The organism is Rhizobium sp. NZLR10 (assembly GCF_019685125.1).
Classification (GTDB): domain Bacteria; phylum Pseudomonadota; class Alphaproteobacteria; order Rhizobiales; family Rhizobiaceae; genus Rhizobium.
The window spans coordinates 13,391-36,913 of record NZ_JABDWE010000029.1 but is presented as its reverse complement, the minus strand read 5'-3'; the positions used below and the strand labels follow the sequence as shown (position 1 = coordinate 36,913).

General features: G+C 61.5%; 24 protein-coding genes and 1 pseudogene. 14 read left to right on the top strand and 11 right to left on the bottom strand.

The genetic code is table 11. The features are described from left to right. Positions 1–15: 15 nt before the first annotated feature. Positions 16–1,311, bottom strand: coding sequence for an MFS transporter (locus tag HJB82_RS30335; RefSeq protein WP_207581971.1), 1,296 nt, complete (start codon positions 1,309–1,311; stop codon positions 16–18). A 129-nt stretch (positions 1,312–1,440) separates the two neighbouring features. Between HJB82_RS30335 and HJB82_RS30330 the strand changes: the two genes are divergently transcribed. Continuing rightward, positions 1,441–2,019 (top strand): TetR/AcrR family transcriptional regulator, encoded by a 579-nt coding sequence (locus HJB82_RS30330; protein ID WP_207581970.1) that lies wholly within the window; start codon positions 1,441–1,443, stop codon positions 2,017–2,019. Between the two features lie 86 nt (positions 2,020–2,105). Here HJB82_RS30330 and HJB82_RS30325 read toward each other — a convergent pair whose 3' ends face one another. Then, entirely contained in the window at positions 2,106–3,086 is a 981-nt protein-coding gene (locus tag HJB82_RS30325) for an aldo/keto reductase (protein WP_207581969.1), read from the bottom strand. Between the two features lie 249 nt (positions 3,087–3,335). Between HJB82_RS30325 and HJB82_RS30320 the strand changes: the two genes are divergently transcribed. After that, the gene (locus HJB82_RS30320; RefSeq protein ID WP_207581968.1) at positions 3,336–4,967 is read left to right on the top strand and encodes an AMP-binding protein; all 1,632 of its coding nucleotides are present in this window, start codon (positions 3,336–3,338) and stop codon (positions 4,965–4,967) included. A gap of 58 nt (positions 4,968–5,025) precedes the next feature. On the opposite strand, the gene HJB82_RS30315 is transcribed toward HJB82_RS30320, so the two are convergent. From HJB82_RS30315 to secA, 3 genes are all read right to left on the bottom strand, one after another. Then, positions 5,026–6,303: a GNAT family N-acetyltransferase gene (locus HJB82_RS30315; protein ID WP_221142314.1), complete on the bottom strand. Its 1,278-nt coding sequence runs from the start codon at positions 6,301–6,303 to the stop codon at positions 5,026–5,028. Continuing rightward, on the bottom strand, positions 6,304–7,719 hold the full coding sequence (locus HJB82_RS30310; RefSeq protein WP_207581966.1) for an oligosaccharide flippase family protein: 1,416 nt from the start codon (positions 7,717–7,719) through the stop codon (positions 6,304–6,306). Positions 7,720–7,898: 179 nt separating this feature from the next. Further along, positions 7,899–10,616, bottom strand: a complete 2,718-nt coding sequence (gene secA / locus HJB82_RS30305) for a preprotein translocase subunit SecA (RefSeq protein WP_207581965.1) — start codon at positions 10,614–10,616, stop codon at positions 7,899–7,901. 245 nt (positions 10,617–10,861) lie between these two features. On the opposite strand from secA, the gene HJB82_RS30300 reads away from it, so the two are divergent. The 6 genes from HJB82_RS30300 to HJB82_RS30275 all read left to right on the top strand — a co-directional run bounded on the left by HJB82_RS30300 (position 10,862) and on the right by HJB82_RS30275 (position 15,080). After that, positions 10,862–11,743, top strand: a complete 882-nt coding sequence (locus HJB82_RS30300; RefSeq protein ID WP_221142313.1) for a peptidylprolyl isomerase — start codon at positions 10,862–10,864, stop codon at positions 11,741–11,743. A 114-nt stretch (positions 11,744–11,857) separates the two neighbouring features. Further along, positions 11,858–13,099: a bifunctional glutamate N-acetyltransferase/amino-acid acetyltransferase ArgJ gene (gene argJ, locus HJB82_RS30295; RefSeq protein WP_221142317.1), complete on the top strand. Its 1,242-nt coding sequence runs from the start codon at positions 11,858–11,860 to the stop codon at positions 13,097–13,099. Beyond that, complete coding sequence (locus tag HJB82_RS30290) at positions 13,080–13,886, top strand: N-acetyltransferase (protein WP_207581963.1); 807 nt, start codon at positions 13,080–13,082, stop codon at positions 13,884–13,886. Before argJ ends, HJB82_RS30290 begins: the two co-directional genes overlap by 20 nt. Next, positions 13,883–14,296 (top strand): 8-oxo-dGTP diphosphatase MutT, encoded by a 414-nt coding sequence (mutT, locus tag HJB82_RS30285; protein ID WP_007632760.1) that lies wholly within the window; start codon positions 13,883–13,885, stop codon positions 14,294–14,296. Before HJB82_RS30290 ends, mutT begins: the two co-directional genes overlap by 4 nt. A gap of 228 nt (positions 14,297–14,524) precedes the next feature. Then, positions 14,525–14,842, top strand: a complete 318-nt coding sequence (locus HJB82_RS30280; RefSeq protein ID WP_207581962.1) for a hypothetical protein — start codon at positions 14,525–14,527, stop codon at positions 14,840–14,842. A 70-nt stretch (positions 14,843–14,912) separates the two neighbouring features. Beyond that, positions 14,913–15,080, top strand: a complete 168-nt coding sequence (locus tag HJB82_RS30275) for a Flp family type IVb pilin (protein ID WP_207581961.1) — start codon at positions 14,913–14,915, stop codon at positions 15,078–15,080. A 14-nt stretch (positions 15,081–15,094) separates the two neighbouring features. On the opposite strand, the gene HJB82_RS30270 is transcribed toward HJB82_RS30275, so the two are convergent. Continuing rightward, positions 15,095–15,979, bottom strand: a complete 885-nt coding sequence (locus tag HJB82_RS30270; RefSeq protein ID WP_221142316.1) for a methyltransferase domain-containing protein — start codon at positions 15,977–15,979, stop codon at positions 15,095–15,097. A 182-nt stretch (positions 15,980–16,161) separates the two neighbouring features. Here HJB82_RS30270 and HJB82_RS30265 point away from each other — a divergent pair, with 182 nt between their 5' ends. From HJB82_RS30265 to HJB82_RS30245, 5 genes and pseudogenes are all read left to right on the top strand, one after another. After that, complete coding sequence (locus tag HJB82_RS30265) at positions 16,162–16,938, top strand: ComF family protein (protein WP_221142312.1); 777 nt, start codon at positions 16,162–16,164, stop codon at positions 16,936–16,938. 31 nt (positions 16,939–16,969) lie between these two features. Beyond that, positions 16,970–17,227, top strand: coding sequence for a glutaredoxin 3 (grxC, locus tag HJB82_RS30260; protein ID WP_207581959.1), 258 nt, complete (start codon positions 16,970–16,972; stop codon positions 17,225–17,227). 10 nt (positions 17,228–17,237) lie between these two features. Beyond that, complete coding sequence (locus HJB82_RS30255) at positions 17,238–18,095, top strand: carbon-nitrogen hydrolase family protein (protein WP_221142311.1); 858 nt, start codon at positions 17,238–17,240, stop codon at positions 18,093–18,095. Then, positions 18,092–18,520, top strand: a complete 429-nt coding sequence (locus HJB82_RS30250; RefSeq protein ID WP_207581957.1) for a DUF1178 family protein — start codon at positions 18,092–18,094, stop codon at positions 18,518–18,520. The genes HJB82_RS30255 and HJB82_RS30250 overlap by 4 nt, the downstream gene beginning before the upstream one ends. Position 18,521: 1 nt before the next feature. Next, positions 18,522–19,099 (top strand): annotated as a pseudogene (locus tag HJB82_RS30245) (DUF3291 domain-containing protein). A gap of 18 nt (positions 19,100–19,117) precedes the next feature. Here the strand turns inward: HJB82_RS30245 and ubiG are convergent. Then, positions 19,118–19,864: a bifunctional 2-polyprenyl-6-hydroxyphenol methylase/3-demethylubiquinol 3-O-methyltransferase UbiG gene (ubiG, locus tag HJB82_RS30240; protein ID WP_221142310.1), complete on the bottom strand. Its 747-nt coding sequence runs from the start codon at positions 19,862–19,864 to the stop codon at positions 19,118–19,120. 142 nt (positions 19,865–20,006) lie between these two features. Here ubiG and HJB82_RS30235 point away from each other — a divergent pair, with 142 nt between their 5' ends. Next, a complete protein-coding gene (locus HJB82_RS30235; RefSeq protein WP_207581954.1) occupies positions 20,007–20,165 on the top strand; it encodes a hypothetical protein in 159 nt (52 codons plus the stop codon). Positions 20,166–20,309: 144 nt separating this feature from the next. On the opposite strand, the gene HJB82_RS30230 is transcribed toward HJB82_RS30235, so the two are convergent. From HJB82_RS30230 to HJB82_RS30215, 4 genes are all read right to left on the bottom strand, one after another. Continuing rightward, complete coding sequence (locus HJB82_RS30230) at positions 20,310–20,942, bottom strand: glutathione S-transferase family protein (protein ID WP_221133185.1); 633 nt, start codon at positions 20,940–20,942, stop codon at positions 20,310–20,312. A gap of 35 nt (positions 20,943–20,977) precedes the next feature. Then, entirely contained in the window at positions 20,978–21,724 is a 747-nt protein-coding gene (locus HJB82_RS30225) for an SDR family oxidoreductase (protein ID WP_221133184.1), read from the bottom strand. A 123-nt stretch (positions 21,725–21,847) separates the two neighbouring features. Then, complete coding sequence (locus HJB82_RS30220; RefSeq protein WP_409201856.1) at positions 21,848–22,567, bottom strand: alpha/beta fold hydrolase; 720 nt, start codon at positions 22,565–22,567, stop codon at positions 21,848–21,850. 186 nt (positions 22,568–22,753) lie between these two features. Then, positions 22,754–23,500, bottom strand: a complete 747-nt coding sequence (locus HJB82_RS30215; RefSeq protein ID WP_221117832.1) for an SDR family NAD(P)-dependent oxidoreductase — start codon at positions 23,498–23,500, stop codon at positions 22,754–22,756. Between the last annotated feature and the right edge of the window lie 23 nt (positions 23,501–23,523).

The following is a 23,523-nucleotide window of genomic DNA, read 5'->3' as shown; positions in this document are numbered from 1 at the left end:
CGGATGCTTTTGATATCAATGGGCCGCCGCGGGTGCCGGAGCGGTCAGGCCGGACTTCTTCAGCGTGATCGCCAGGATCGATGCCAGCAGGCAGAAGGCGCCGGCGATGAAGAAGGCGGGCAGGTAGCTCGAAAGCTCCGTGCGCGAGAGGCCGGCGCCATAGGCGGCGGTGGCGGCTCCCAGCTGATGGCCGGCGAAGACCCAGCCGAAGACGAGGCCGGCCTTTTCGCGGCCGAAGCGGTCGGCGGCGATCTTGACGGTCGGCGGCACGGTGGCGATCCAGTCGAGGCCGTAGAAGACGGCGAAGATGGAGAGGCCGTAAAAGCTGAAATCGCTGAAGGGCAGGTAGAGCAGCGACAGGCCGCGAAAGCCGTAATAAAAGAACAGCAGCCAGCGATTGTCGAAGCGGTCGGACAGCCAGCCGGAGCCGATGGTGCCGAAGAAATCGAAGATGCCCATGACGGCCAGCACACTGGCGGCGGCCACCGGCACGATGCCAAAATCGCCGCAGAGGGTGACGAAATGGGTCTGGATTAGGCCATTGGTGCTGAGGCCGCAGATGAAGAAGGTGGCAAACAGGATCCAGAAAGTCGACGTCTTCGAGATGTCTCTGAGCACTGTGATTGGCGTCATCAGCGCGACTCCGAGAGAGGTGCTTGCCGGCGGCGGCGTTACCTGGGTTTCGCCGAGGGCGGGCAAGTTGAGGTCGGCCGGCCGGTCGCGCATGAAGGCTAGCACGGCAAGGGCTGCGACCATGATCATGGCGCAGACAAAAAACACCGTCGAGTGCCAGCCATAGCGTTGCGTCAGCTCCGCCATCAGCGGCAGAAAGACGAGCTGGCCGGTGGCCGAACTTGCCGAAAGCATGCCGACGACGAGGCCACGATGCTTGGTGAACCAGCGGGTGGAGATCGTTGCGGCGAGTACCATGGCCGTCAGGCCGGTGCCGAAGCCGACGACAATGCCCCAGAGCAGCAGCAGCTGCCACAGCGTGGTCATGAACAGCGAACCGATGAAGCCAGCGCCGATCAGGGTGAGGGCGAAAACGATGACCTTGCGCACGCCGAAATAATTCATGAAGGCGGCGGCGAACGGGCCCATGAAACCGAAAAGGATCAGGCGGATGGCAAGGGCTGAGGAGATCTGCGACGTCTCCCAGCCGAACTCGTCCTGCAGCGGCTTGATGAGAACGCCAGGTGCGCCCATGGCGCCTGCGGTGACCAGCATGGTGAGAAAGGTTGCGGCAGCGACGACCCAGCCGTAGTGGATGTTACGCCGGGCAAGAGAGGAGGCAAGGGCTGTGGAAACCATGGGCGAGATTCCGTTCGAATTCAGCTTGGGGAAAATGCAAGATCGATTTACATGATGGCCATCATATTTGTTGCCTATTGATGATGGACGTCATATATTTTGTCAAGCGACTATTTCTGGAGATGAAAAATGCGGGTGAGCCGCGAGAAGTTTGCCGAAAACCGAGAGAAAATCCTGGGCGTTGCCGGCGTGCTCTTCCGCGAGAACGGTTTCGACGGGGTCGGCGTCGCCGACATCATGAAGGCGGCGGGGCTGACGCATGGCGGTTTCTACGGTCATTTCGCTTCGAAGGACGACCTGGCGCTGGAGGTCAGCCGTAAGCTGATCGACAAGGTCGAAACGCGCTGGAAGGAGCATATCGCCGATTCTCCGGATCGGCCGCTGGAATCGCTGCTCGACCATTATATCCACTGGCGCACGGTCGACGATCCGGGCGGCAGCTGCGTCTTCGCGACGCTGATCCAGGAGGTGAGCCGCAGCCGCGGTGCTGTCCGCGCCGTCTTCAGCGACGGGCTGTCCGTGCTGGTCGACACACTCGCCGATATCGTTCCCGGCGAGACCGAAGAAGAACGCCGCGCCAATGCCGCGACGACCCTCTCATCGATGATGGGCGCCGTCATTCTGGCGCGCGCGGTGGAGGACAGGGCGCTTGCCGAGCAGTTTCTGGTGACGATGCGCCGGCAGCTCGATCCCGGCAGTCGGATATAATCTCAGGATGGTGATGGTTTCGATTTCCCCTCCGCGCAAACGGAGGGGATCTGCCTTGATCGCTGAGGCTGAAAACCCGCCGGCGGCTATTTGAAACCGGCGACGGCGTGCGGGATGTAGGGTGCTTCCAGTGCGGCGATTTCTTCAGTGGTGAGCTTGACGGAGAGCGCGGCAACCGCGTCGCTGAGGTGGCCCGGTTTGGAAGCGCCGATGATCGGGGCGGTCACGGCACTCTTCTGCAGGATCCAGGCGGTTGCGACCTGGGCGCGGGAGACGCCGCGAGCCTTGGCGATCTCGGCCACGGCCTCGACGATTTTGCGGTCTGCATCGCTCGACTGCGTGTAGAGCGTCTTGCCGAATTCGTCGGTTTCGCTGCGCGCCGTCGCCTCGTCCCAGTCGCGGGTCAGTCGGCCGCGGGCAAGCGGGCTCCAGGGGATGACGGCGATCTTCTGATCTTCGCAGAGCGGCAGCATTTCACGTTCTTCTTCGCGGTAGAGCAGGTTCAGGTGGTCCTGCATGCTGACGAATTCGGTCCAGCCGTTCAGCCTGGAGACGTAGAGCGCCTTGGCAAATTGCCACGCATACATGGAGGAGGCGCCGATATAACGCGCTTTGCCGGATTTGACGACGTCGTGCAGCGCTTCCAGCGTTTCCTCGATCGGCGTCGTGTAATCGAAGCGGTGGATCTGATAGAGGTCGACATAGTCGGTGCCGAGACGGCGCAGGCTGTTGTCGATTTCATCGAAGATCGCCTTGCGCGACAGGCCGGCGCCGTTGGGGCCTGGCCGCATGCGATTGAACACCTTGGTCGCCAGCACGATGTCCTCTCGCTTGGCGAAATCTTTAATAGCACGGCCGACGATCTCTTCCGAGGAGCCGTTGGAATAGGTGTTGGCGGTGTCGAGGAAATTGATGCCGAGGTCGATCGCCTGCTTGATCATCGCCCGGCTTTCTTCTTCCCGCAGGCTCCAGGCATGATTGCCGCGGCCGGGATCGCCGAAGGTCATGCAGCCCAGGCAGATTTTCGAAACTTCCAGACCGGTCTTGCCAAATTTTGCGTATTCCATGAAACGACTCCGCGATTAAAATTTGATCACCCAATTCGATGCCCCAATTCCATGCCCCGGGGGATGGCCTCCATGATCTAGCGCGGAACCGGCAAAGTCGCAGGGCGGCCGACGAAGAACCGTTCTGCCAGGCACACAACAATGCGTGATGGGCTCGGAAGCCAGGCCTGTCATCGCCGCCCCGGACCGGCTGCTTGCGCAATTGCAGCACAAGGTGTTAGCTGGTGCAGCATTCACCGGATTTCGCCTATGATCCTGCCGTCCCACGATCGCTACGACGATCTCTATCGCGATTTCTCGTGGCGGATTCCCGAAGGCTTCAATATCGGCCGCGCCGTCAGCGACGACTGGGCGGCGAGGGCGCCGGAGCGCGTCTGCCTCGAACATTTCAGCCCGGACGGCCATCACCGCACCCTGACCTATCGCGCGCTCGCCGACCGTTCCTCGGCCTTTGCAAATGCGCTGGTTTCGCTTGGTATCGAACGTGGCGATCGCGTCGCGCTGCTCTTGCCGCAATCCTTCGAGACGGTGATTGCGCATGTGGCGATCTACAAGAGCGGCGCGATCGCGCTGCCGCTGGCGCTGCTCTTCGGCGTCGAGGCGTTGGAATACCGGCTGAAGGCGGCAGGCGTCGTGGCCGTCGTCACCAATGGCTTCGGTCTCGAACGCATCCGCCAGATCCGCGATCGGCTGCCGATGCTGAAACATCTCATCAGCATCGACGGGGCGAGTACCGATGCAGCCGCCTTCGGCGAATTGGTGGACGGCCATTCTCCCGTCTTCGATGTCGTCAAGACCGGTCCGGACGATCCCGCATTGATGATCTTCACTTCGGGAACGACGGGGCCGCCGAAGGGTGCGCTGCATGGCCACCGTGTGCTGCCCGGCCATATTCCCGGCATGCAGTTTGCCCATGAGGATTTTCCGAAAGCGGGCGACAAGGTCTGGACGCCGTCCGACTGGGCCTGGGCGGGTGGGCTGCTCAACGCGCTGCTGCCGAGCCTGCTGCTCGGCGTTCCCGTCGTCTCGTCGCCGGCGCAGAAATTCGATGCCGACATGGCCTATCGGATCATGGCCGAGATGGGGGTGCGCAACGCCTTCATTCCGCCGACGGCATTGAGGCTGATGCGATCTGTTTCGGATCCACGCTCGAAATACCATCTGGTGCTGCGCACCATCGGCTCGGCCGGGGAGGCGCTCGGCCGCGAGACCTATGAATGGGCACAGCGCACGCTCGGCATCACCGTCAACGAATTCTACGGCCAGACGGAGTGCAATTTCGTGCTCGCTTCGAGCGCTGCCCATGGCGTCACCAAGGCGGGCGCCATCGGACGGGCGGTGCCCGGGCATCGCGTTGCGATCGTCAGCGAAGCGGGTGACGCTTTGCCAGTCGGCGAACCGGGCCAGATCGCTATCGCCAGTCCCGATCCCGTGATGTTCCTCGGCTATTGGGACGATGCGGCGGCGACGGCGCGAAAATTCGCCAAAGGCTGGCTGCTTACCGGCGATATCGGCCGGCAGGACGCCGACGGTTACGTCACTTTCGAGGGCCGCGATGACGACGTCATCACCTCGTCGGGATATCGCATCGGCCCGGCCGAAATCGAGGATTGCCTGATCGGCCATCCCGCCGTGCAGCTTGCCGCCGCCGTCGGCAAACCCGATACGGTGCGCACCGAGATCGTCAAGGCCTATATCGTTCTGTCGCCAGGCCATCATCCAAGCGAAGCGCTGGCCGCCGATATCAGGGAGTGGGTGAAGACGCGGCTTTCAATGCACGAATATCCGCGCGAGGTGGAATTCATCGATGCCTTGCCGCTGACGACCACCGGCAAGGTGATCCGCCGGCTGCTGCGCGAAAAGGCGGCGGCCGAAGATTAGTGCATATCGCCCGGAAGTGTGTAGCGGTTCCGGAAGAACGATATGCAAATAAAGGGCTTTAGCCCCGGCCGGCGAGCGACATGATCTTCTCGCGCAGCATCTTCGCCATATTGCGGGTGCTGCGGTACATGTGGAGCTGGGCTGAGACCTGGCGCATGTCGCGGTCGCCGTTCTGCGTCAGGCCGATCACCAGCGTTCCCATCTCCTCGCGCTCCTGCCAGAAGCGGCTCATGATCGGATGATCCGAGACGGCGCAGGAATCGGAGCGCACGATATTGGCGTCGTCGAGATGCCATTCGGTGAGTTCGCTCATCAATAGCTTGCCCGGCGAATAGCGGGCATAGTTCTCGTCATAGGCGGTCTTCCAGGTGTAGGCCTCGCCACCCATCATCAAAACGACGATGGCGGCAATCGCCTTGCCGTTGAGGTCGATCGTGTGAATACGCACGGCGTCGACGGCGGCAAGGTTCGACACCGCCTCGCGGGCGAAAGCCGTATGATAGCGATCGGTGACAAGAGCGCTTCGCCGCTTACCCTTCCAGCCGCCGGCTTCCATCGCCAGGAATTCCTCGAAACGGATGTGGATTTCGCGGGGCTGGCGGGCGACGGCATACACCGCCGTTCCCTGTTCCTCCAGCAGACGCCACTGGCGGCGCATCTCGCGCATGTGCGAGGAAGAGATGGTGCGGCCGAGATAGGCCGGCGCCTCTTTGTCACTCTGCAGCATCGGCCGCAAGTAGGGATTGGTGACGGTGACGGGAAGATTGCGGCTGAGCGCCACGGCCTTGACCATGCGCACGAAGATGCCGTTCAGCCTGAGATCCGGCAGAACCAGTATGCCGGGCAGATTGAGATCGCGCGCGGTCAGTCCCTCGAAGAGGTTGTCGAGGGTCTCGGCTGCATCCTCGCTGTCGACCAGCGGCGTGCCAAGCGGGCCGAAGCTGTTCGACCAGCCGCGGATGATCGACGGACCGACGGCAAAGCCCGGCTTGTCGATCGAAAACGGCATCAGAAAGCGCATGCGGCTGCGGCCGGCATTGTGGTCGCGGATCAGGGCGAAGTTTACCTGCCGGTCTTCGAGCCGCGGCATGGCGGGAGCGAGAAAGCGGCCGGAGAAGAAGACGTTCGGTTCCATAGCCCGGTGGGAGAGAAAGTCGAGTTCTTCCTGCAGCTCATAGCCGAGCTTGCCCGGGTAGAGGCAGAGCTCGCGTCCCGGTCGTCCGATCTCGGCGCGCGCCTCGGCCCGCGGCGCTTCGAAATGCAGCGCGGCGAGATCATGCACCATGCGGTTGGCAGCGCTGTCGGTGCTTTCGGTAACGGGAGGAATACGCACCATCTATCGAACTCTCATCTCTGGCGTTGCGGCGGAGGGGCTGGCGAAGGCGAAAAGGACGATGCCGAGCGTGCGGCGCACGGCGAGATGCAGCAGGATTGCCTCGACCGCCATGGCGGAAGCCGTGGCGATCGCTGTGCCTTCGATGCCGTAATGCGGGATCAAAGCAAGGTTGAGGCCGACATTGGCCGTCAGCGCGCCGGCGTAGAGCGCGACGCAGATATTCTGTCTGCCGGCCATCATCAGCAGCGTTTCGGCCGGGCCGACCAACGACTTGGCGAGGATGCCGGCGAGCAGGATCGCCATGACCAGATAACCTGAGGTGAAGGCGCCGCCGAAGAGCGACAGCAGAAGATGTCCGGCGGCAAGCACCGCAAGTCCAACACCGAGCGCCGGCCAGAAGGTCCAGCGGGCGGCGTCGATGGCGGCGGTCGCCAGCTGGGCGTGGTCGCCTTCGGCGATAATCGAGGAGAAGCGCGGGCCGGAGGCCGCCTTGACCGAGAAATTGATGAAATGCACCAGCGCCATCGTCTTGGCGGCGGCGAAGTAGATAGCGACGTCGTGCGGCTCGAGGAAAATGCCGACAACGACGACATCGGAATTGGTGAGCAGGAAGCTGACGCCCTCGATCAGGAAAATCGGAAAAGCGACGCTGAACCAGGCGAGGAAATCGACCTTGTGCGGGCCTTTGTCATAATGCCGGCGAAGGCGATAGAGCGTTGCGGCATACTGGCCAAGCGCGGTGACGAAGGTCGCGGCGAGTGCGGCCTGCATCGCGGTGACGGCCGTATGCTCGGCGCCGCTGGCAATGGCGATGAGCATGAAGGCGATGATGAGAATCGGGCGGATAATATAGACCGGGCTCAGCGCCATCACCGGCCAGTGGTTCGCCCGCGAGGTGCCTTCCAGAATGTCGCCGAGCGCGATCATCGGCATGGCGAGCAGGCCGAGGAAGATCGGGACGAGATAATAGACCTGGATCATATCGCCGAAGAAATGCAGCCCGAGCATGCCGGCGGCGAGCACTGCAGTACCCGAAAGCAATGCAAAGATGCGCGCCGTGCCGGTCAGGCCGCGGATTTCCTCGACGGCGCCGGCTGCCCGGTATTGCGGCAGGAAGCGGATGATCGCGGTGTGGAAACCAAGGCATGAGAGATCGCCGAAGACGACGACCAGTACCCAGACGAAAACGAAAATGCCGTATTCATATTCGCCCATCAGCCGGGCAAGCACGATCTGGGAGACGAAGGCGAGTGCCGCGCTAAGGATGCGGATCGTGAAGGCCGTCAGCGCCATGCGCTGAGCGGCCGCCTTCTCACCACGTTCGGTGAGCACGGCTGCAAGCATGCGCAACGCGCGGCCGCCGATCGGGCGCAGGCCCGCGGGCAGCATTTTCTCCGCTGTTTCTATGACCGCCATGATGAACACGCAAAACTCTGAAAGTCAGGCAAATCGTCCCGAAGTCTTGACAGAACAGGGTTAAGAAACGGTTCCGGATCGGGCTTGCCGCCCGACACTGTAATTCCGGTTTTCCGGCGCTGCCGCAGAAAAGAAAATGCCGCCCGAAGGCGGCATTTCCGCAGTCTTTGCGGCTTGCCTCAGACCTGTTCGAAGGCGCCGTGGCAATGCTTGTATTTCTTGCCGGAACCGCAGGGGCAGGTCTCGTTGCGGCCGACTTTGCCCCAGGTGGCCGGGTCATCAGGATTGCGGTTCTCGGGAGAAACGAGGACTTCCGATGCCTGGTAGATCGCCGGGGCGAAATCGTCCTCGCCGGTCGTCGGATCCAGGTGGTGGGCCTGCATCAACGGCGGTTCGGGCTCGACAGGGGCCTGCTGCACCAGCTCGACGCGCATCAGCTGCGCGGTCACCGCCTCGCGCAGATTGTTCAGCAGCGCGGTGAACAGCTCGAAGGCTTCCGACTTGTATTCCTGCAGCGGATCGCGCTGGGCATAGCCGCGGAAGCCGATGACGGAGCGCAGATGGTCGAGATTGACGATGTGCTCGCGCCAGAGATGATCGAGCGTCTGCATGACCACCGAGCGTTCGACATAATGCATGATGTCGTCGCCGAAACGCTCGGCCTTTTCTGTGAAGGCGGCGTTGGTGGCTTCCGTCAGGCGCTCGCGGATATCGTCTTCGCCAATGCCTTCTTCCTTCACCCAATCCTCAACCGGCAGGTCGAGATTGAGGATGTTCAAAGCACCGGTCTTCAGGCCGGCGGCATCCCATTGCTCGGCATAAGCGCGCTCGGGGATGTGCTTTTCGACCAGATCCTCGATCACCTCACGACGCATGTCGGAAACGGTTTCGGAAATATTGGTCGATTCCATCAGTTCGAGGCGCTGCTCGAAGATCACCTTGCGCTGATCGTTGAGAACGTCGTCGTACTTCAACAGGTTCTTGCGGATATCGAAGTTGCGGGCTTCGACCTTCTTCTGGGCGCGCTCCAGGGCCTTGTTGATCCACGGATGGACGATCGCCTCGCCCTCCTTGAGCCCGAGCTTCGTCAGCATGCTGTCCATGCGGTCGGAGCCGAAGATGCGCATCAGGTCGTCCTGAAGCGAGAGGTAGAATTTCGAGCGGCCGGGGTCGCCCTGACGGCCGGAGCGGCCGCGCAGCTGGTTGTCGATGCGGCGGCTTTCATGGCGTTCGGTGGCGATGACGTAGAGACCGCCGGCGGCGAGCGCCTTCTGTTTGAGTTCCTTGATTTCCTCGACGATTGCCTGGATCCGGGCGTCACGCTCCGGACCGGCTTCGACTTCGCCGAGTTCGCGCTCGATGCGCATGTCGAGGTTGCCGCCGAGCTGAATATCGGTGCCGCGGCCGGCCATATTGGTGGCGATCGTGATGGCACCGGGCACGCCGGCCTGGGCGACGATATAGGCTTCCTGCTCGTGATAGCGGGCGTTCAGCACCTTGAAGTCGTCGAAGCCCTGATTGCGCAGGCGCTCTGCGAGCAGTTCGGATTTTTCGATCGACGTGGTACCGACCAGCACCGGCTGACCGCGGTTGTGGGCGTCGAGGATCTCCTCGATGATCGCCTTGAACTTCTCGTCAAAGGTCCGGTAAACCTCGTCGTCTTCGTCGAGGCGCTGGATCGGCAGGTTGGTCGGAACCTCGATGACATCGAGATTATAGATGTTGGCGAATTCTTCCGCTTCCGTCTGCGCCGTGCCGGTCATGCCGGCGAGCTTGGCGTACATGCGGAAATAGTTCTGGAAGGTGATCGACGCCAGCGTCTGGTTTTCCGGCTGGATCTGCACCCTTTCCTTGGCTTCGAGCGCCTGGTGCTGACCTTCCGAATAGCGGCGGCCCGGCATCATGCGGCCGGTGAACTCGTCGATGATGACGACTTCGTCGTTGCGGACGATATAGTCCTTATCGCGCTGGAACAGCTTGTGGGCCTTCAGCGCGTTGTTGACGTGGTGGACGATCGCGACGTTCTCGATGTCGTAGAGTGCGTTGCCCTTCAAGAGGCCGGCCTGACGAAGCAGGTTTTCCAGCTTCTCGGTGCCCTCTTCGGAGAAGTTGGCCGAGCGCTGCTTCTCGTCGATCTCGTAATCGCTAGGCACCAGCATCGGAATGTAGGCGTCGATCGTATTATAGAGTTCGGAGCGGTCGTCGAGCGGACCGGAGATGATCAGCGGCGTGCGCGCCTCGTCGACGAGGATCGAGTCCACTTCGTCGACGATCGCGAAGTTGTGGCCGCGCTGGACCATCTGGTTCTTCTCGTACTTCATGTTATCGCGCAGATAATCGAAGCCGAGTTCGTTGTTGGTGGCGTAAGTGATGTCGCAGGCATAGGCCGCGTGACGTTCCTCGTCGGAGAGGCCGTGGACGATGACGCCGGTGGTCATGCCGAGGAAGCTGTAGACGCGGCCCATGGTCGCGGCATCGCGCTGGGCGAGGTAATCGTTGACGGTGACGACGTGCACGCCCTTGCCGGAAAGCGCGTTCAGATAGACCGGCAGGGTGGCGACGAGGGTCTTGCCTTCGCCGGTCTTCATTTCGGCGATCGCATTCGAATGCAGGATCATGCCGCCGACCAGCTGTACATCAAAAGGCCGCAGGCCGAGAACGCGGCGCGAGGCTTCGCGCACGACGGCAAAGGCCGGGATCAGAATGTCGTCGAGCGTCTTGCCCTCGGCAAGCAGCGCACGAAACTCTACGGTCTTTGCCGTGAGCTGCTCGTCCGTCAGGGCCTTGGTCTTCTCTTCGATAGAGTTGATGGCAGTGACGTTCGGCTGGAAAGACCGCACGCGGCGGTCATTGGAAGATCCAAACAACTTGCGGGCTAGACCGCCAAAGCTGACCATATGACTGGTCCTTTCTCAAATATTCATCCCCGACGTTTGTTGTTCGCGGCCCAGCCGAAAATCAGGCGCGCGGCTAAAACGCCCGGAAACTGTTCTGGACGCGAGGTTGCGTGACAGATAAGAGGGGGGTCGAATGATGTCAACGGATTTGGCGGATACAGAAAGGCCACAATCCGGTGTTGATGGCTATTTTGGGCCGATTCAGGCGATGCTGAAACCGGCGATGTAACTGTGAAGGGTATTTCATGTTGAGCACCAACAAACTTGCCGTACTGGCGTTTGCAACTTTTGTTGCGCTCCAGGCCCCGGCCTATGCCGATGACGCCGTCATCGCCAAGGTCGGCACGCTGGAGATTCACCAGTCGGAACTCGACCTCGCCGTCGCCAATCTCGACCCGCAACTGGCGCAGCTTCCCGATGACCAAAAGAAGGTCGCAGCCCTTTCCGCCGCCATCGACGTGAAGCTGCTCGCCGCCGACGCTGCGGCCGAGAAGCTCGATCAGACCGACGAATTCAAGAAGCGCATGCAGTATCTCACCGACCGCGAGCTGCACAACGCCTACTTCAAGAAGCATGTCGTCGACATCGTGACGCCTGAAGAAGTCAAGGCTCGCTACGACAAGGAAGTCGCTGCTCTGCCGAAGCAGGAGGAAGTTCACGCCCGTCATATCCTCGTCAAGACCGAGGACGAAGCCAAGGACATCATCAAGCAGCTCGACGCCGGCAAGGATTTCGCCGAACTCGCCAAGGAAAAGTCCACCGATCCGAACAAGTCGGAAGGCGGCGATCTCGGTTATTTCTCGCGCGGCCGGATGGTCAAGGAATTCGAGGACGCGGCCTTCGCGCTGGAGAAGGGCACCTATTCCAAGACGCCCGTCAAGACCGATTTCGGCTATCACGTCATCAAGGTCGAGGATAAACGCGACGCCGCGCCGCCGCCCTTCGAGCAGGTGCAGGATCAGGTTCGTCAGCTCGTCATGCGCGACAAGTATCTTGAGCTTCTGAATAAGGCGAAGGCCTCCGCCAAGATCGAAATCACCGACGAGACGCTGCGCAAGAATTACGATCAGGCCAACAAGCAGCCGGAGCCGGGCAGTGATCCCGTCGCGCCGGCGCCGAAGCAGTAATATTCGCATCAGGGCCCGGTTTTTCCGGGCCCTTTAATATCATTGTTGTTGTTGCATTTCCGGACGGCGAACCGGTTTCCATTCGCCTGGAAATGCCCATTGGCAGGTTTCATCATGTCCGGTTCCGTCTCTCCGCTCGCTCCGAAATCCTTCGTCTCGATGCCGCCGCTGCGCGGCGTGCGCATGGCGACGGCTTCCGCCGGCATCAAGTACAAGGACCGCACCGACGTGCTGATGATGGTCTTTGACAAGCCGGCGGCCGTTGCGGGCGTCTTCACCCGTTCGAAGTGCCCGTCGGCGCCGGTCGATTTCTGCCGGGCGAATCTGCCGCATGGCAGTGCCCGCGCCGTCGTCGTCAATTCCGGCAATGCCAATGCCTTCACCGGCCTGAAGGGCCGCCAGGCGACCGCACTGACGGCGAAGTCGGCTGCCGCTGCAGTCGGCTGCGCCGAAAACGAAGTCTATCTGGCCTCGACCGGCGTCATCGGCGAGCCGCTCGACGCCACCAAATTCTCAGGCGTTCTGGAGCGGATGCAGGTCGAAGCGACCGGCGATTTCTGGTTCGAGGCCGCCAAGGCGATCATGACGACCGACACCTATCCAAAAGTTTCGACCCGCAGCGCCGAGATCGGCGGCGTCGTCGTGACGATCAACGGCATTGCCAAGGGCGCCGGCATGATCGCGCCCGATATGGCGACGATGCTTTCCTTCGTCGTCACCGATGCCGACATCGCGCCCGAGGCGCTGCAAGTGCTTCTGTCCGATGGCGTCGGCCCGACCTTCAATTCCATGACCGTCGACAGCGACACTTCCACCTCCGACACGCTGATGCTGTTTGCGACGGGTGCTGCGGCCAAGGACGGCCAGGCCCGTATCGAAAGTGCCGACGACCCGCGCCTTGCAGAATTCCGGGCCGCACTCAACGACGTGCTGAAGGATCTGTCGCTGCAGGTGGTGCGGGACGGCGAGGGCGCCACCAAGATGCTCGAAATCACCGTGACGGGCGCCGAGAGCGATGCCGCAGCCAAGCGCATCGGACTGTCGATCGCCAATTCGCCGCTGGTCAAGACGGCGGCCGCCGGCGAAGACGCCAATTGGGGCCGCATCGTCATGGCGGTCGGCAAATCGGGCGAGATGGCCGACCGCGACCGGCTGGCCATCTGGTTCGGCGACATCAGGGTCGCGGTCAATGGCGAGCGCGATCCCGATTATTCCGAGGAGGCCGCCTCGAAGGTCATGAAGGCGCAGGATATCCCCGTCAAAGTTGACATTGGACTCGGCACTGGTTCGGCAACCGTCTGGACCTGCGACCTCACCAAGGAATATGTTGCGATCAATGGCGACTATCGGAGCTGATCGTTCTTTGGTGCAGGCATCCATCTCTTCACACAATCTGCCGCTGGTGCGCAGGCTGGAGGCCGTCGGCTTCCGGGCCTGGCCGGCGGCGTCCGTGCAATATGACGGCAGCTGGCAGGTGCGGCTGACGGCCGGCCATCCGTCCAACCGGCTGAATTCGATCGTGCCGCTCGATCCCTCGGACCATCGCGATGTCGAAATCCGCCTGGAAAAGGCGAGCCGGAAGTTCGAGGCCTATGGCCGCGCCGCCGTCATCCGCCAGACGCCGCTTGCTTCGCCGGTGCTGATCGAGCTTCTGCGCGCGCAGAGCTGGACGCGGTTCGACGAGACGGTGGTGATGACCTGCGACCTTGCCGAGGCCGAGCTGCCGGATACGCTCGATCACCTGCCGACCCATGATATCGGCCGGTTCGTCGACGCCAACCTCGCCGTCGACCGGGCGCCACTGAACTTGAAGCCGGCGCTTGCCGAGATCATTTCGGCGATCAAGCCGCCGTCCGGCCTGTTCATGATCGAGAATGCGGCGGACGGCCCGCTGGCGACCGTGCTCTGCGTTCAGGACAACGACCTTGCCGGCATCATGTCGCTTTCGGTCTCCGAAACGCGGCGGCGCGAGGGACTGGGCACCGAGATCCTGACCTCGGCGCTGCGCTGGGCGCGCATGCGCAGCGCCCGATCGGCCTGGCTGCAGGTGAAGTTGTCCAACCGTCCGGCCATCGCACTCTATGAACGCCTCGGTTTTCGCGACGCTTATCATTATTGCTATTGGCAGCAGGAGCCGCGATGAGCGATGCCGGCCGGAAGATATTGCTGGTCGTCGCCTGTGCGCTGATCGATGCCGATGGGCGTATCCTATTGGCACAGCGCCCCGAGGGAAAGTCGCTTGCCGGGTTGTGGGAGTTTCCCGGCGGCAAGGTCGAGCCCGGCGAGACGCCGGAGGAAACGTTGGTGCGGGAGCTCGAAGAGGAGCTCGGCATCAACACCAAGATCGCCTGCCTGGCACCGCTGACTTTCGCCAGCCACTCTTACGAAACCTTCCACCTTTTGATGCCGCTTTATATCTGCCGGCGTTACGAGGGCATTCCCCAGGGCCGCGAGGGTCAAGCACTGAAATGGGTGCGTCCGCAGGCGCTACGCGATTACCCGATGCCGCCGGCCGACGAGCCGCTCATCCCGATGCTGCAGGATTTACTTTAAAGCGCATCACGCCGATCCGGATTCGGATGATGCGCTTTAGTCTTTGTCTTTTGCATGATGCCTCCCCGGAACCGCTGCAAATTTCCCGATGATATGTATTAGCGTTACCTGATTATTATCATGCCGGGCCATTTTCGGCTGTGGATATTAATGGATCATTTAACACATTCTGCCAAAGATCGGCCTCAATCAAGCATCTGGCGTGCGTGTATTAAAAGGCTTGACGTCATGGACGATGATTTCTGGAAAGCTGTCCGGGAAAAGGAACGGGTTTCGTCTGCCTCGCGCAGGACGGGTGCGCTTAATATCGCCCTTCTGTTCGGCACGGCGGTGGTCGCCCTGACGCTTATCCTGACGCCGATGCTTGCGGATTCCTCGAAGAAGAGCGTCTTTGCCAGCGCGCCGCTTGAATTCGACACGATGACAACCGGATCGATCCCGAAGAGCGAAAGCGGCAAGCGTTATACGATCCGCCGCAGCGTCCTCCAGGATACGCCCGGCTCGGTCTGCGTCGTCCAGGGCTATGGCGTCGGCGCCGGTTGCTGAAAAATGCCGGCCATCGCCCGATGGTCGTGGAATGGTCGTTTGCTGTCAGTTCGCGCCAAGGGTTGGGGTCATGCATCTTTTGAAAGCATTTCTTGCAGATAACAGAGGTGCGACGGCCATCGAGTACGGTCTGATCGCCGCGCTCATTTGCGGCGCTCTCGTCTCGGGTCTCGGGTTCTTCACCGGCGCCCTTCAGAATGTCTTCAACGTGATCAACAACGGTATGATCACAAATTGAAGAGACCGTCGCTGTCACTGGCTGAGCTTGTGCTCGTCCACCTTCAGCGCATCGGCAAGGCGTGCCTTGGCTGAACCCGGCCTCAGCGGCTTTTGCTGGCTCTCGTGCGGCGCCCATCCCGAGACATAGATGATCGAGAAGGTCGCGCGGATGCGCCCGTCGGGATCGGAATAGCGCTCGGCATAGATCTCGGCTGCACGCAGGAAGAAGGCGCGCGTCAGCGGCACCCGGCCCCTGGCTGCAAGCGGATTGCTCATGCCCATGGCTCTCAGATCCCGCATCAGCGGAAATAGCGAATCATATCGTACCGTGTAGTTTTCCGCGTCGATCACCGGCAGCGCGAAACCGGCGCGCTGCAAGAGGCTGCCGACATCGCGCACATCGGCGAAGGGGATGACACGCGGGCTTGCGCCGCCTGTCATCTCGACCTCGGCGGCCAGCAGCACGTCGCGCAGTTCCTGCAGCGTGCTGGCACCGGGGATAGCCGCCAGGAATAGGCCGTCCGGCTTTAGAGCGCGACAAATCTGGATGAAGACGCCTGGCGTATCGTTGGTCAGATGCAAGCTGAGCGGAGCAAGGATGAGATTGGCCGATTGCGGCTGGAGCGGCACGTCCTCAAGCGGCGCCTCGATCAAGGTTTCGCCTGGGCTCGCATAGGCCCTCTCGCTCTCGACGCGCATCATCGTGCCGATCTTGCCGGTCGCCAGCGCGGCACGGGCGGCGGCTCCAGTTGCGCCATGCAGTTCGACGGCGGTCTCGAAGGTCCGCTCGACAACAGCAAGCCTTTCCGCCATTTCCTCAGCGGCAATGTCGAGCAGGAAGGCGGCTTTCGGGTCGTTATTGGCGAGCGCGCGATGACGATGTGCGGCGATCAGGGCTCTGTCGAAGATCGATTCCATGACGATGTCATTAATCCTGTGGCGCTTACGCAGCAAGACGATTTTCCTTTCTGAAAGAACGCGCTAAAGCGCGTCGCGATCTTTCAGATTCGCTCCATGCGCTTTAGCTCTTTGTTTTTACGCATGTGGTTGACGCAAAAACCGCTGCACACTTTTGCGCGACATGCTTTAGTCTCAGCCGGATGAGGCCGATCGATGGCAAAACACGGACGGAGTTCTTGCGGGCGCAGCTCTTGCGGCCGTTTTCCGTGCTTGCAGATTTTCTCTATCCCCCGGCCTGTTCCGTCTGCGGCATTTCGACCGGCGGCCATCGCGGGCTGTGTGCGAAGTGCTGGTCCGGCATCCGCTTCATCGAACGGCCCTATTGCGAGGTGCTCGGCATTCCCTTCTCGCATGATCTCGGCGCCGGCATCCTCAGCGCCGAGGCGATTGCTCACCCGCCGCCCTTCGATCGGTTGCGGTCGGCTGCGACCCACGACCATGCGGTTCGCGATCTCGTGCATGGGTTGAAATATCGCGACCGCACCGATCTGGCACCGATGATGGCTGCCTGGATGCTGCGCGCTTCCGAAGGGACGGTCGAAAGCTGCGATGCGCTGATCCCGGTGCCGCTGCACCGCACCCGTATGCTGGCGCGCAAATTCAACCAGGCAGCCGAACTTGCCCGCCATATGGCGAGGCTCTCGGGTAAGCCGCTTCTTGCCGCCACACTTGTGCGCGTCAAGCGCACCAGCCAGCAGGTTGGCCTTGGCGCGAAGGCGCGCGAAGATAATGTCAGGGGCGCTTTCGCGATTGCCAAAGGTTGCGAAAACGACATTTTCGGCAAGCGCATCGTCCTCGTCGACGACGTCTATACAACAGGGGCGACGGTGGCTGCGGCAAGCCGGACGCTGCGCAAGGCGGGCGCGGCCGAGATAACGGTTTTGACCTTTGCAAGGGCATTGTCCGAGCCTATATGACAGAAATACCCGGCATCGGTCTGGAGAGATTATGATACCCGTCACCATCTATACGCGGCAGTTCTGCGGTTTTTGCACCCGCGCCAAGTCCCTTCTCGAAGAAAAGGGTGTCGACTACGTCGAGCACGATGCGACATATTCACCGGACCTTCGCCGAGAGATGATCGGCAAGTCGAACGGGCGTACCACCTTCCCGCAGATATTCATCGGCGCCGATCATGTCGGCGGTTGCGACGATCTGTTTGCGCTCGATCGGGCCGGCAAGCTCGATACGATGCTGGCGGCTTGAGGAAGAACCGATGGGTTTCAAGGCTGCCGCCGTCCAGATGTGCTCCGGGGTTGATCCGGTGAAGAATGCCGCCACCATGGCACGGCTGGTGCGCGAGGCCGCCGCCCAAGGCGCGACCTATGTGCAGACGCCTGAGATGACCGGCATGCTGCAGCGCGACCGCGCGGCGGCGCGTGCGGTGCTCGCAGACGAGACGCATGACGTCATCGTCAAAACCGGCTCCGAGCTCGCCCGGGAACTCGGCATCCACATGCATGTCGGCTCGACGGCGATTGCGCTAGCCGACGGCAAGATCGCCAATCGCGGTTTCCTGTTTGGCCCCGACGGCAGGATCCTCAATCGCTACGACAAGATCCACATGTTCGACGTCGACCTCGACAATGGCGAGAGCTGGCGGGAAAGTGCCGCCTATACGGCTGGCTCGGAGGCGCGCGTCCTGTCGCTGCCCTTTGCCGAAGTGGGCTTTGCGATCTGCTACGATGTGCGCTTTCCAGCACTCTTCCGCGCCCAGGCGGTTGCCGGCGCCGAGGTGATGACAGTTCCCGCCGCCTTTACCAAGCAGACCGGCGAAGCGCATTGGGAGATACTGCTCAGGGCACGCGCGATCGAGAACGGTGTCTTTGTCATCGCCGCCGCGCAGGCCGGCCGACACGAGGACGGGCGCGAGACCTTCGGCCATTCGATGATCGTCGATCCCTGGGGCACGGTGCTGGCGTCGGCCGGCGCCACAGGGGAGGCGGTCATCATCGCCGATATCGATCCCGGCGCGGTCAAGGCTGCGCATGACAAGATCCCGAACCTGAGGAACGGCCGGGAGTTCTCGGTCGAGAAGATTGCGGGAGCAGTCGCCGGAGGCGTCGCCGCTTGATCCGCTATTCCCTCACTTGCGACAATGCCCATGAATTCGAAGGCTGGTTTTCGGAAAGTGCCGATTTCGATCGTCAGGTCGCGACCGGTTTCCTGACCTGTCCGGTCTGTCATTCCGCCGCCGTCTCCAAGCTCCTGATGGCGCCCTCGGTGTCGACGGCGCGGAAGAAGGACGAGAGGCAGACGCTGGCGATGGATGCCCTGCGTCAGGAGGCGCTGCAAAAGCTCAAAGAGGCGGTCGCCGCGGTCAAGGCCAATTCCGAGGACGTCGGTACGCAGTTTCCCGAGGAAGCCCGCAAGATCCATTATGGCGAGGCGGATGCCCGCGGCATCATCGGCCAGGCGACGGTCGACGAAGCGCAGGCGCTTCTCGAAGAGGGCATCGAGATCGCCGCCATTCCGGTTTTGCCTGAAGATGTGAACTGAAATGCAGTCCGCGCGTCTTGCCCTCTACAATTTCGGCCTGCACATCGCGCCTGCCGAAAGCGAAACGGTCGAAGGCTTCGTTCTCCGCGAGCCCTTGAATTTCGAAGCCGCCGGCCGTGCCTACGGCTCTATCGGACGCTCCGGTTATCCCGGTTATCCCGGAGCCAGAAGCTGGGGCGTTCAAGTCTTTCCCCGTTATATCGAAGGCAGCGGTTTTCCGTCCGCGCCCTCCTCCCTTCGCTCTGGGCCGACATCGAGTGCCTGATGGCCTTTACCTATAACGGCGTGCTTGCCGAGGCGCTGAAACACGCGCGTAACTGGAATGTGACACAGACATGGCCGCCGCTGGTTCTGTGGTGGGTGTCGGGGCATCACCGGCCCGATTGGCAGGAGGGTGTCGAACACCTCGAATATCTTGCCGATCACGGGCAAAGCCCTCGCGCCTTTACGTTCAAGCAGGCTTACGGGCCTGGCGGAACGGAGACGACAATCGATCGCGACCGGGTCAGGGAACTTGCCGCTCGTAATGCAGAAACTCAAAAGGATCTGCTTGCCTGCGTTCAAACGCTGAAAGTGTAGCGCTTATTATCGGCGGAGCTATGCGGGTCGCTTCGCCAGCAGCATATAATTCACGTCCATATCCCTGGACAGGCTCCACTGATTCGACAGCGGATTGAAGAAGACGCCGGTGCGGTCGGTGATCTCGAGGCCGCTTGCCGCCAGCGGCTTTTCCAGCTCTTCCGGGCGTACCAGTTTCTCGTATTGGTGGGTGCCCCGCGGCAGCCAGCGTAGAATGTTCTCGGCGGCGAAAATGGCAAGCGCTGCCGCCTTCATCGTACGGTTGATGGTGGCAACGAAGATCAGGCCGCCGGGGCGGACCATTTTCGCGCAGGTGGTCATGAAGAACTCGACGTCGGCGACGTGTTCGACCACTTCCATGTTTAAAACGATGTCGAAAGTTTCGCCGGCGTCTGCCAGCTCCTCGGCGGTGACGGCGCGATAATCGACCGAAACGCCGGAAGCCCTGGCATGGGTCGAGGCGATGCCGATATTCTTCTCGGACGGATCGGCGCCGGTGACTGAGGCGCCCATGCGGGCGACCGGTTCAGACAACAGACCGCCGCCGCAGCCGATATCGAGTACGCGCAGGCCGTCGAGCGGGCGGGCGCTTTTCGGTTCACGGCCGAAATTCTCGCAGGCCTTGTCTCTTATATAGGTAAGGCGGACGGGGTTGAATTTGTGCAGCGGCTTGAACTTGCCGGTCGGGCTCCACCATTCCGCCGCCATTGCCGAGAAGCGGTCCACCTCGGTCTGGTCGATCGTCCTTCTGGCGGTTTCCGTCATCGTCCTCTCCATCGTTCGTCCCAAGTGAAGTCGGACGATCGCGGGCATAAGTCAAGGGGCACGGTTCAGGGTGGCGGCAGACGCGTTGGGTGATGCCGGTTGCGATTAGGCGTGCCTCCAGTGCAGCACCATGGGAAAGTACATGTTCGTCGCCGAAACGGCGGCCGACAATCTGCAACCCGACGGGCAGCGAGAGGGCCGGAAGCTGCGGCAGCATATTGAAGGGACAGGTCATGTCGAGACCCTTGAAGCGGCCATCGGTAAGCGTCGAGACATGCATATTGTTTTTGTGAACAAATGACGAAGGAAGGCGGACGGATCGAACATAACCCCAAGAGGTTATGCCGAGCGAGCGGTGCGGCCTGTTCCCAGAGGAGATCCGAGTTGCAGGGGCAGGAGAAGCGTATGCGGCGGTCGCAATGCTTGCTACCGTCGCTTACGGGCATCAGGCAGTTGCCGCTGGCCGGTTGGCGATCTTGTCGTACCAGGCCTTCAATGCCGTCGTCTCAGCAGGGATTGGCGCGGAGATTGCGTTTGTAGCGAAATCCACGGTCACCAGTGCCGTGATATCGGCCACCGAGAAGGCATTGCCGGCAACAAAGGGGACGTCTTTTAGGCGCATTTCGAGATCGCCGTAGAAATTGGCGAGACGTTTCCTGCTACGGTCGATGAGGGCAGGGATCTGTTCGTAATCATGCGGGCCAGCAATGGCGCGGTCCTTCAGTCCTGGCACGGTGTTGCGGATCGCTTCCATTGTGGAGGCGAAGCCTTCCGCCTCTACCCGCCGATCCCACATGGCAATGATCGCTTTTTCCTTCGGCGTCGTACCGAGCAGCGGCACATCAGGATATGCCTCGTCGAGATAACGCTGGATGGCTGGAACCTCGCCGATCGCCGTGCCGTCATCGAGCACGAGGGTCGGCACCACCACGCGCGGGTTGACCGCCCGGTAGCTATCGGAGAATTGCTCCTTGGCGCCCAGGTCGATAGCGACCAGTTCGACGTCGAGGCCCTTTTCGGCGATCAGTATCCGCACGCGGCGAGAATTGGGCGAACCCTTGGATTGATAGAGTTTCATTGTCCTGTCCTTGAAGGATTGAGATGGATGAGCGTTTACAGTTTCGATCCGCCGTCGACGCGGAGTGTGTCGCCGGTGATCCACCGGGCATCGTCGGAAGCGAGGAAGACGATGGCGCCGGCAATATCGTCCGGTTGGGCGATGCGCTTCAGCGCCTGCATGCCGAGCGTGAAATCCCGGCCGGCATCCGTCTTGGTGAAGTTCGACATGTCGGTCTCGACGACGCCGGGGGCAACGGCATTGACTCGGATGCCATGCGGGCCGAGCGCCGAGGCAAAATGCTTGACCAGTGTATCGATTGCGCCCTTCGTCGCGGCATAGGCCGAAAGCGTGCCGACCGAGGCATGCGCCGCGAGCGAGGAGACGAAGATGACACTGCTGTCGGTGCACATCACCGGCCGCAGCTGCTGCACGAGGAAGAAAGGCGCCCGGACATTGACGGCGTAGAGACCGTCGAAGTCTTCGACCGTCATGTCCTCGATTGTCGCGGCTTTCGAGACGCCTGCGTTTGCCACCAGAATGTCAAGTCGCCCGCCGATAATGTCGCGGGTCTGCCTGGCGAGCTTGTGCGGTCCGTCTACTGCCGAAAGGTCGGCACCAATTTTTTCGGCGCGGCCGCCGGTTGCGCGGATCTCGGCGACAACAGCGTCGGCTTCTGCCGGGCTGCTAGCGTAGTGGACGAGCACCTGTGCGCCTGCCTTGGCCAGCGCCCGCGCGCTGGCGCGGCCGATGCCGCGCGAGGCACCAGTGACGAGGGCGGTTTTACCTGAAAGATTGGGCACGAAGGTCTCCTTTCGAGTTAGAATTCAGGATGATCCGCGCATGGTCCATCGGCCGGTAGTCGCGTGCCGGATGTCGGCTGGGCTTGTCGGAGTGCTGGATTGCGCCGGTTTGGGTCGGTTACTTCAGTGCATCGAGGAAATGAGATGCGTGCGCGACGAAGAGCTCGGGATACTGATACTGCGAGCCGTGGTTCGCATCGGGGTGATGATGAGCTGCGCGTTCGGGATGTGTTGCGGCAGGATGAAGGAGTTGACGGTATAGATGATCACGTCGTGTCCTCCATTCACGACCAGCGTCGGCTGATGGATCGCTTTGAGATAGTCGAAGGGATTCTCGCGAGGAGCGCCCCACTTGCCAAGTGCTGCGATCTGGGCCGATGCTACCTTGTCGCTGACGTCCGGATCACGACCCTCGCTGCGTAGACGGAAGCGCTTCAGATATTCGCGGCCGGCTGTCTGACTTTTCTCGGAAGGTGTGAAAAAGACGCCAAGCCAGAGATTATCCGGATCCGCATAACTTGCGCCGAAGATCTGTTGGGCCTCGGGCGTCAATGTTGTCATGCCTTCACCGCTGCGCGGACCGGTACCGACGAGGATCAGCCGGCGCACGAGCAACGGTTCTGCGATCGCCAGTTCCTGGGCGACAAGTCCGCCGAGCGAGAAGCCGAGAACGTCGACCTCAGTCAGCCCAAGCGCCTTGATGAAGACTGCGGCGTTGATGGCCATTTCTTCGATTGAAGTTGGCACTTCGCCAGAGGTGCTTGATATGCCGGCATTGTTGAACAGGATCACCTCGCGATTTCTTGCCAAACCATCGGTTACCAGTGGATCCCAATGATCCATCGTACCGGTGAAGTGCATATTGAAGACGAGCGGAATGCCGCCTTGATTGCCAAAACGCGATAGGCGAACCGGATACCGTTGGCGTCGACGAATTCGGTCGGGGCGGTCTGGTGGGTAAACATCGTATTCATCCCTTGCTGGAGTTTGGAGGATGCGGGCGGCCAGGGGCCGCCCTTGAGTTCGGGATTAACCAGCAGTCTTGCCGCCATCGACCGTGACGATCTGGCCGGTGATGAACGAAGCCTTGTCGGAAGCAAGGAAGGCGATGGCATGGGCCATCTCTTCCGGCTGGCCGATACGGCCAAGCGGCACGCCAGAAAGCAGTGCAGTCTTGTTCTCCGGTGTGCCGGTGAAGCGGTTCAGCATGCCCGTCTCGGTCGGGCCAGGTGCCACGGCATTGACACGAACGCCGGTCGCGGCGACTTCGAGCGCCGCCGACTTGGTCATGCCTTCGACCGCATGCTTGCTGCCGACGTAAACGGACGCGCCGGCGGCTCCTTCATGACCATAGGTCGACGAGATATTAATGATACTGCCGCGGCCCTGCGCCTGCATGACGCGCAACTCGTGCTTCATCGAAAGCAGCGTACCGAGCACGTTGGTATCGAAGGTCGCTCCATAGCTCTCAGCGGTTTGTTCGGTCACGGCACCCGGCTTGCCTTCGGTGCCGGCGTTGTTGACCGCTGCATCCAACCGACCGAAGCGTTCGATCGTCTGATCCACCAGCTTGCGGACATCGTCATCGTCGCGAACATCCGCGCGGATGAACTCGGCTTCAGCGCCTAGCGAGCGAAGCTCGGTTTCCAAGGCATGGCCTGCTTCCTCATTGCGGCCGGAAACGACAACTCGGTTACCTTCCTTGACCAGTGCTACTGCAGCGGCCCGACCGATGCCGGTCAGCGCGCCTGTGATAAGAACGACGGGGGTAGACATGATATTAATCCTTTGAAATTCAT

Coding starts and splice junctions, on each gene's coding strand:
- argJ (WP_221142317.1), top strand. CDS start 11,858: ATGTCCGGTTCCGTCTCTCCGCTCGCTCCGAAATCCTTCGTCTCGATG.
- HJB82_RS30220 (WP_409201856.1), bottom strand. CDS start 22,567: ATGGATCATTGGGATCCACTGGTAACCGATGGTTTGGCAAGAAATCGC.
- grxC (WP_207581959.1), top strand. CDS start 16,970: ATGATACCCGTCACCATCTATACGCGGCAGTTCTGCGGTTTTTGCACC.
- HJB82_RS30325 (WP_207581969.1), bottom strand. CDS start 3,086: ATGGAATACGCAAAATTTGGCAAGACCGGTCTGGAAGTTTCGAAAATC.
- HJB82_RS30335 (WP_207581971.1), bottom strand. CDS start 1,311: ATGGTTTCCACAGCCCTTGCCTCCTCTCTTGCCCGGCGTAACATCCAC.
- HJB82_RS30280 (WP_207581962.1), top strand. CDS start 14,525: ATGGACGATGATTTCTGGAAAGCTGTCCGGGAAAAGGAACGGGTTTCG.
- HJB82_RS30265 (WP_221142312.1), top strand. CDS start 16,162: ATGAGGCCGATCGATGGCAAAACACGGACGGAGTTCTTGCGGGCGCAG.
- HJB82_RS30310 (WP_207581966.1), bottom strand. CDS start 7,719: ATGGCGGTCATAGAAACAGCGGAGAAAATGCTGCCCGCGGGCCTGCGC.
- secA (WP_207581965.1), bottom strand. CDS start 10,616: ATGGTCAGCTTTGGCGGTCTAGCCCGCAAGTTGTTTGGATCTTCCAAT.
- HJB82_RS30330 (WP_207581970.1), top strand. CDS start 1,441: ATGCGGGTGAGCCGCGAGAAGTTTGCCGAAAACCGAGAGAAAATCCTG.
- HJB82_RS30270 (WP_221142316.1), bottom strand. CDS start 15,979: ATGGAATCGATCTTCGACAGAGCCCTGATCGCCGCACATCGTCATCGC.
- HJB82_RS30215 (WP_221117832.1), bottom strand. CDS start 23,500: ATGTCTACCCCCGTCGTTCTTATCACAGGCGCGCTGACCGGCATCGGT.
- mutT (WP_007632760.1), top strand. CDS start 13,883: ATGAGCGATGCCGGCCGGAAGATATTGCTGGTCGTCGCCTGTGCGCTG.
- HJB82_RS30230 (WP_221133185.1), bottom strand. CDS start 20,942: ATGAAACTCTATCAATCCAAGGGTTCGCCCAATTCTCGCCGCGTGCGG.
- HJB82_RS30315 (WP_221142314.1), bottom strand. CDS start 6,303: ATGGTGCGTATTCCTCCCGTTACCGAAAGCACCGACAGCGCTGCCAAC.
- ubiG (WP_221142310.1), bottom strand. CDS start 19,864: ATGACGGAAACCGCCAGAAGGACGATCGACCAGACCGAGGTGGACCGC.
- HJB82_RS30275 (WP_207581961.1), top strand. CDS start 14,913: ATGCATCTTTTGAAAGCATTTCTTGCAGATAACAGAGGTGCGACGGCC.
- HJB82_RS30255 (WP_221142311.1), top strand. CDS start 17,238: ATGGGTTTCAAGGCTGCCGCCGTCCAGATGTGCTCCGGGGTTGATCCG.
- HJB82_RS30320 (WP_207581968.1), top strand. CDS start 3,336: ATGATCCTGCCGTCCCACGATCGCTACGACGATCTCTATCGCGATTTC.
- HJB82_RS30300 (WP_221142313.1), top strand. CDS start 10,862: ATGTTGAGCACCAACAAACTTGCCGTACTGGCGTTTGCAACTTTTGTT.
- HJB82_RS30235 (WP_207581954.1), top strand. CDS start 20,007: ATGTTCGTCGCCGAAACGGCGGCCGACAATCTGCAACCCGACGGGCAG.
- HJB82_RS30290 (WP_207581963.1), top strand. CDS start 13,080: ATGGCGACTATCGGAGCTGATCGTTCTTTGGTGCAGGCATCCATCTCT.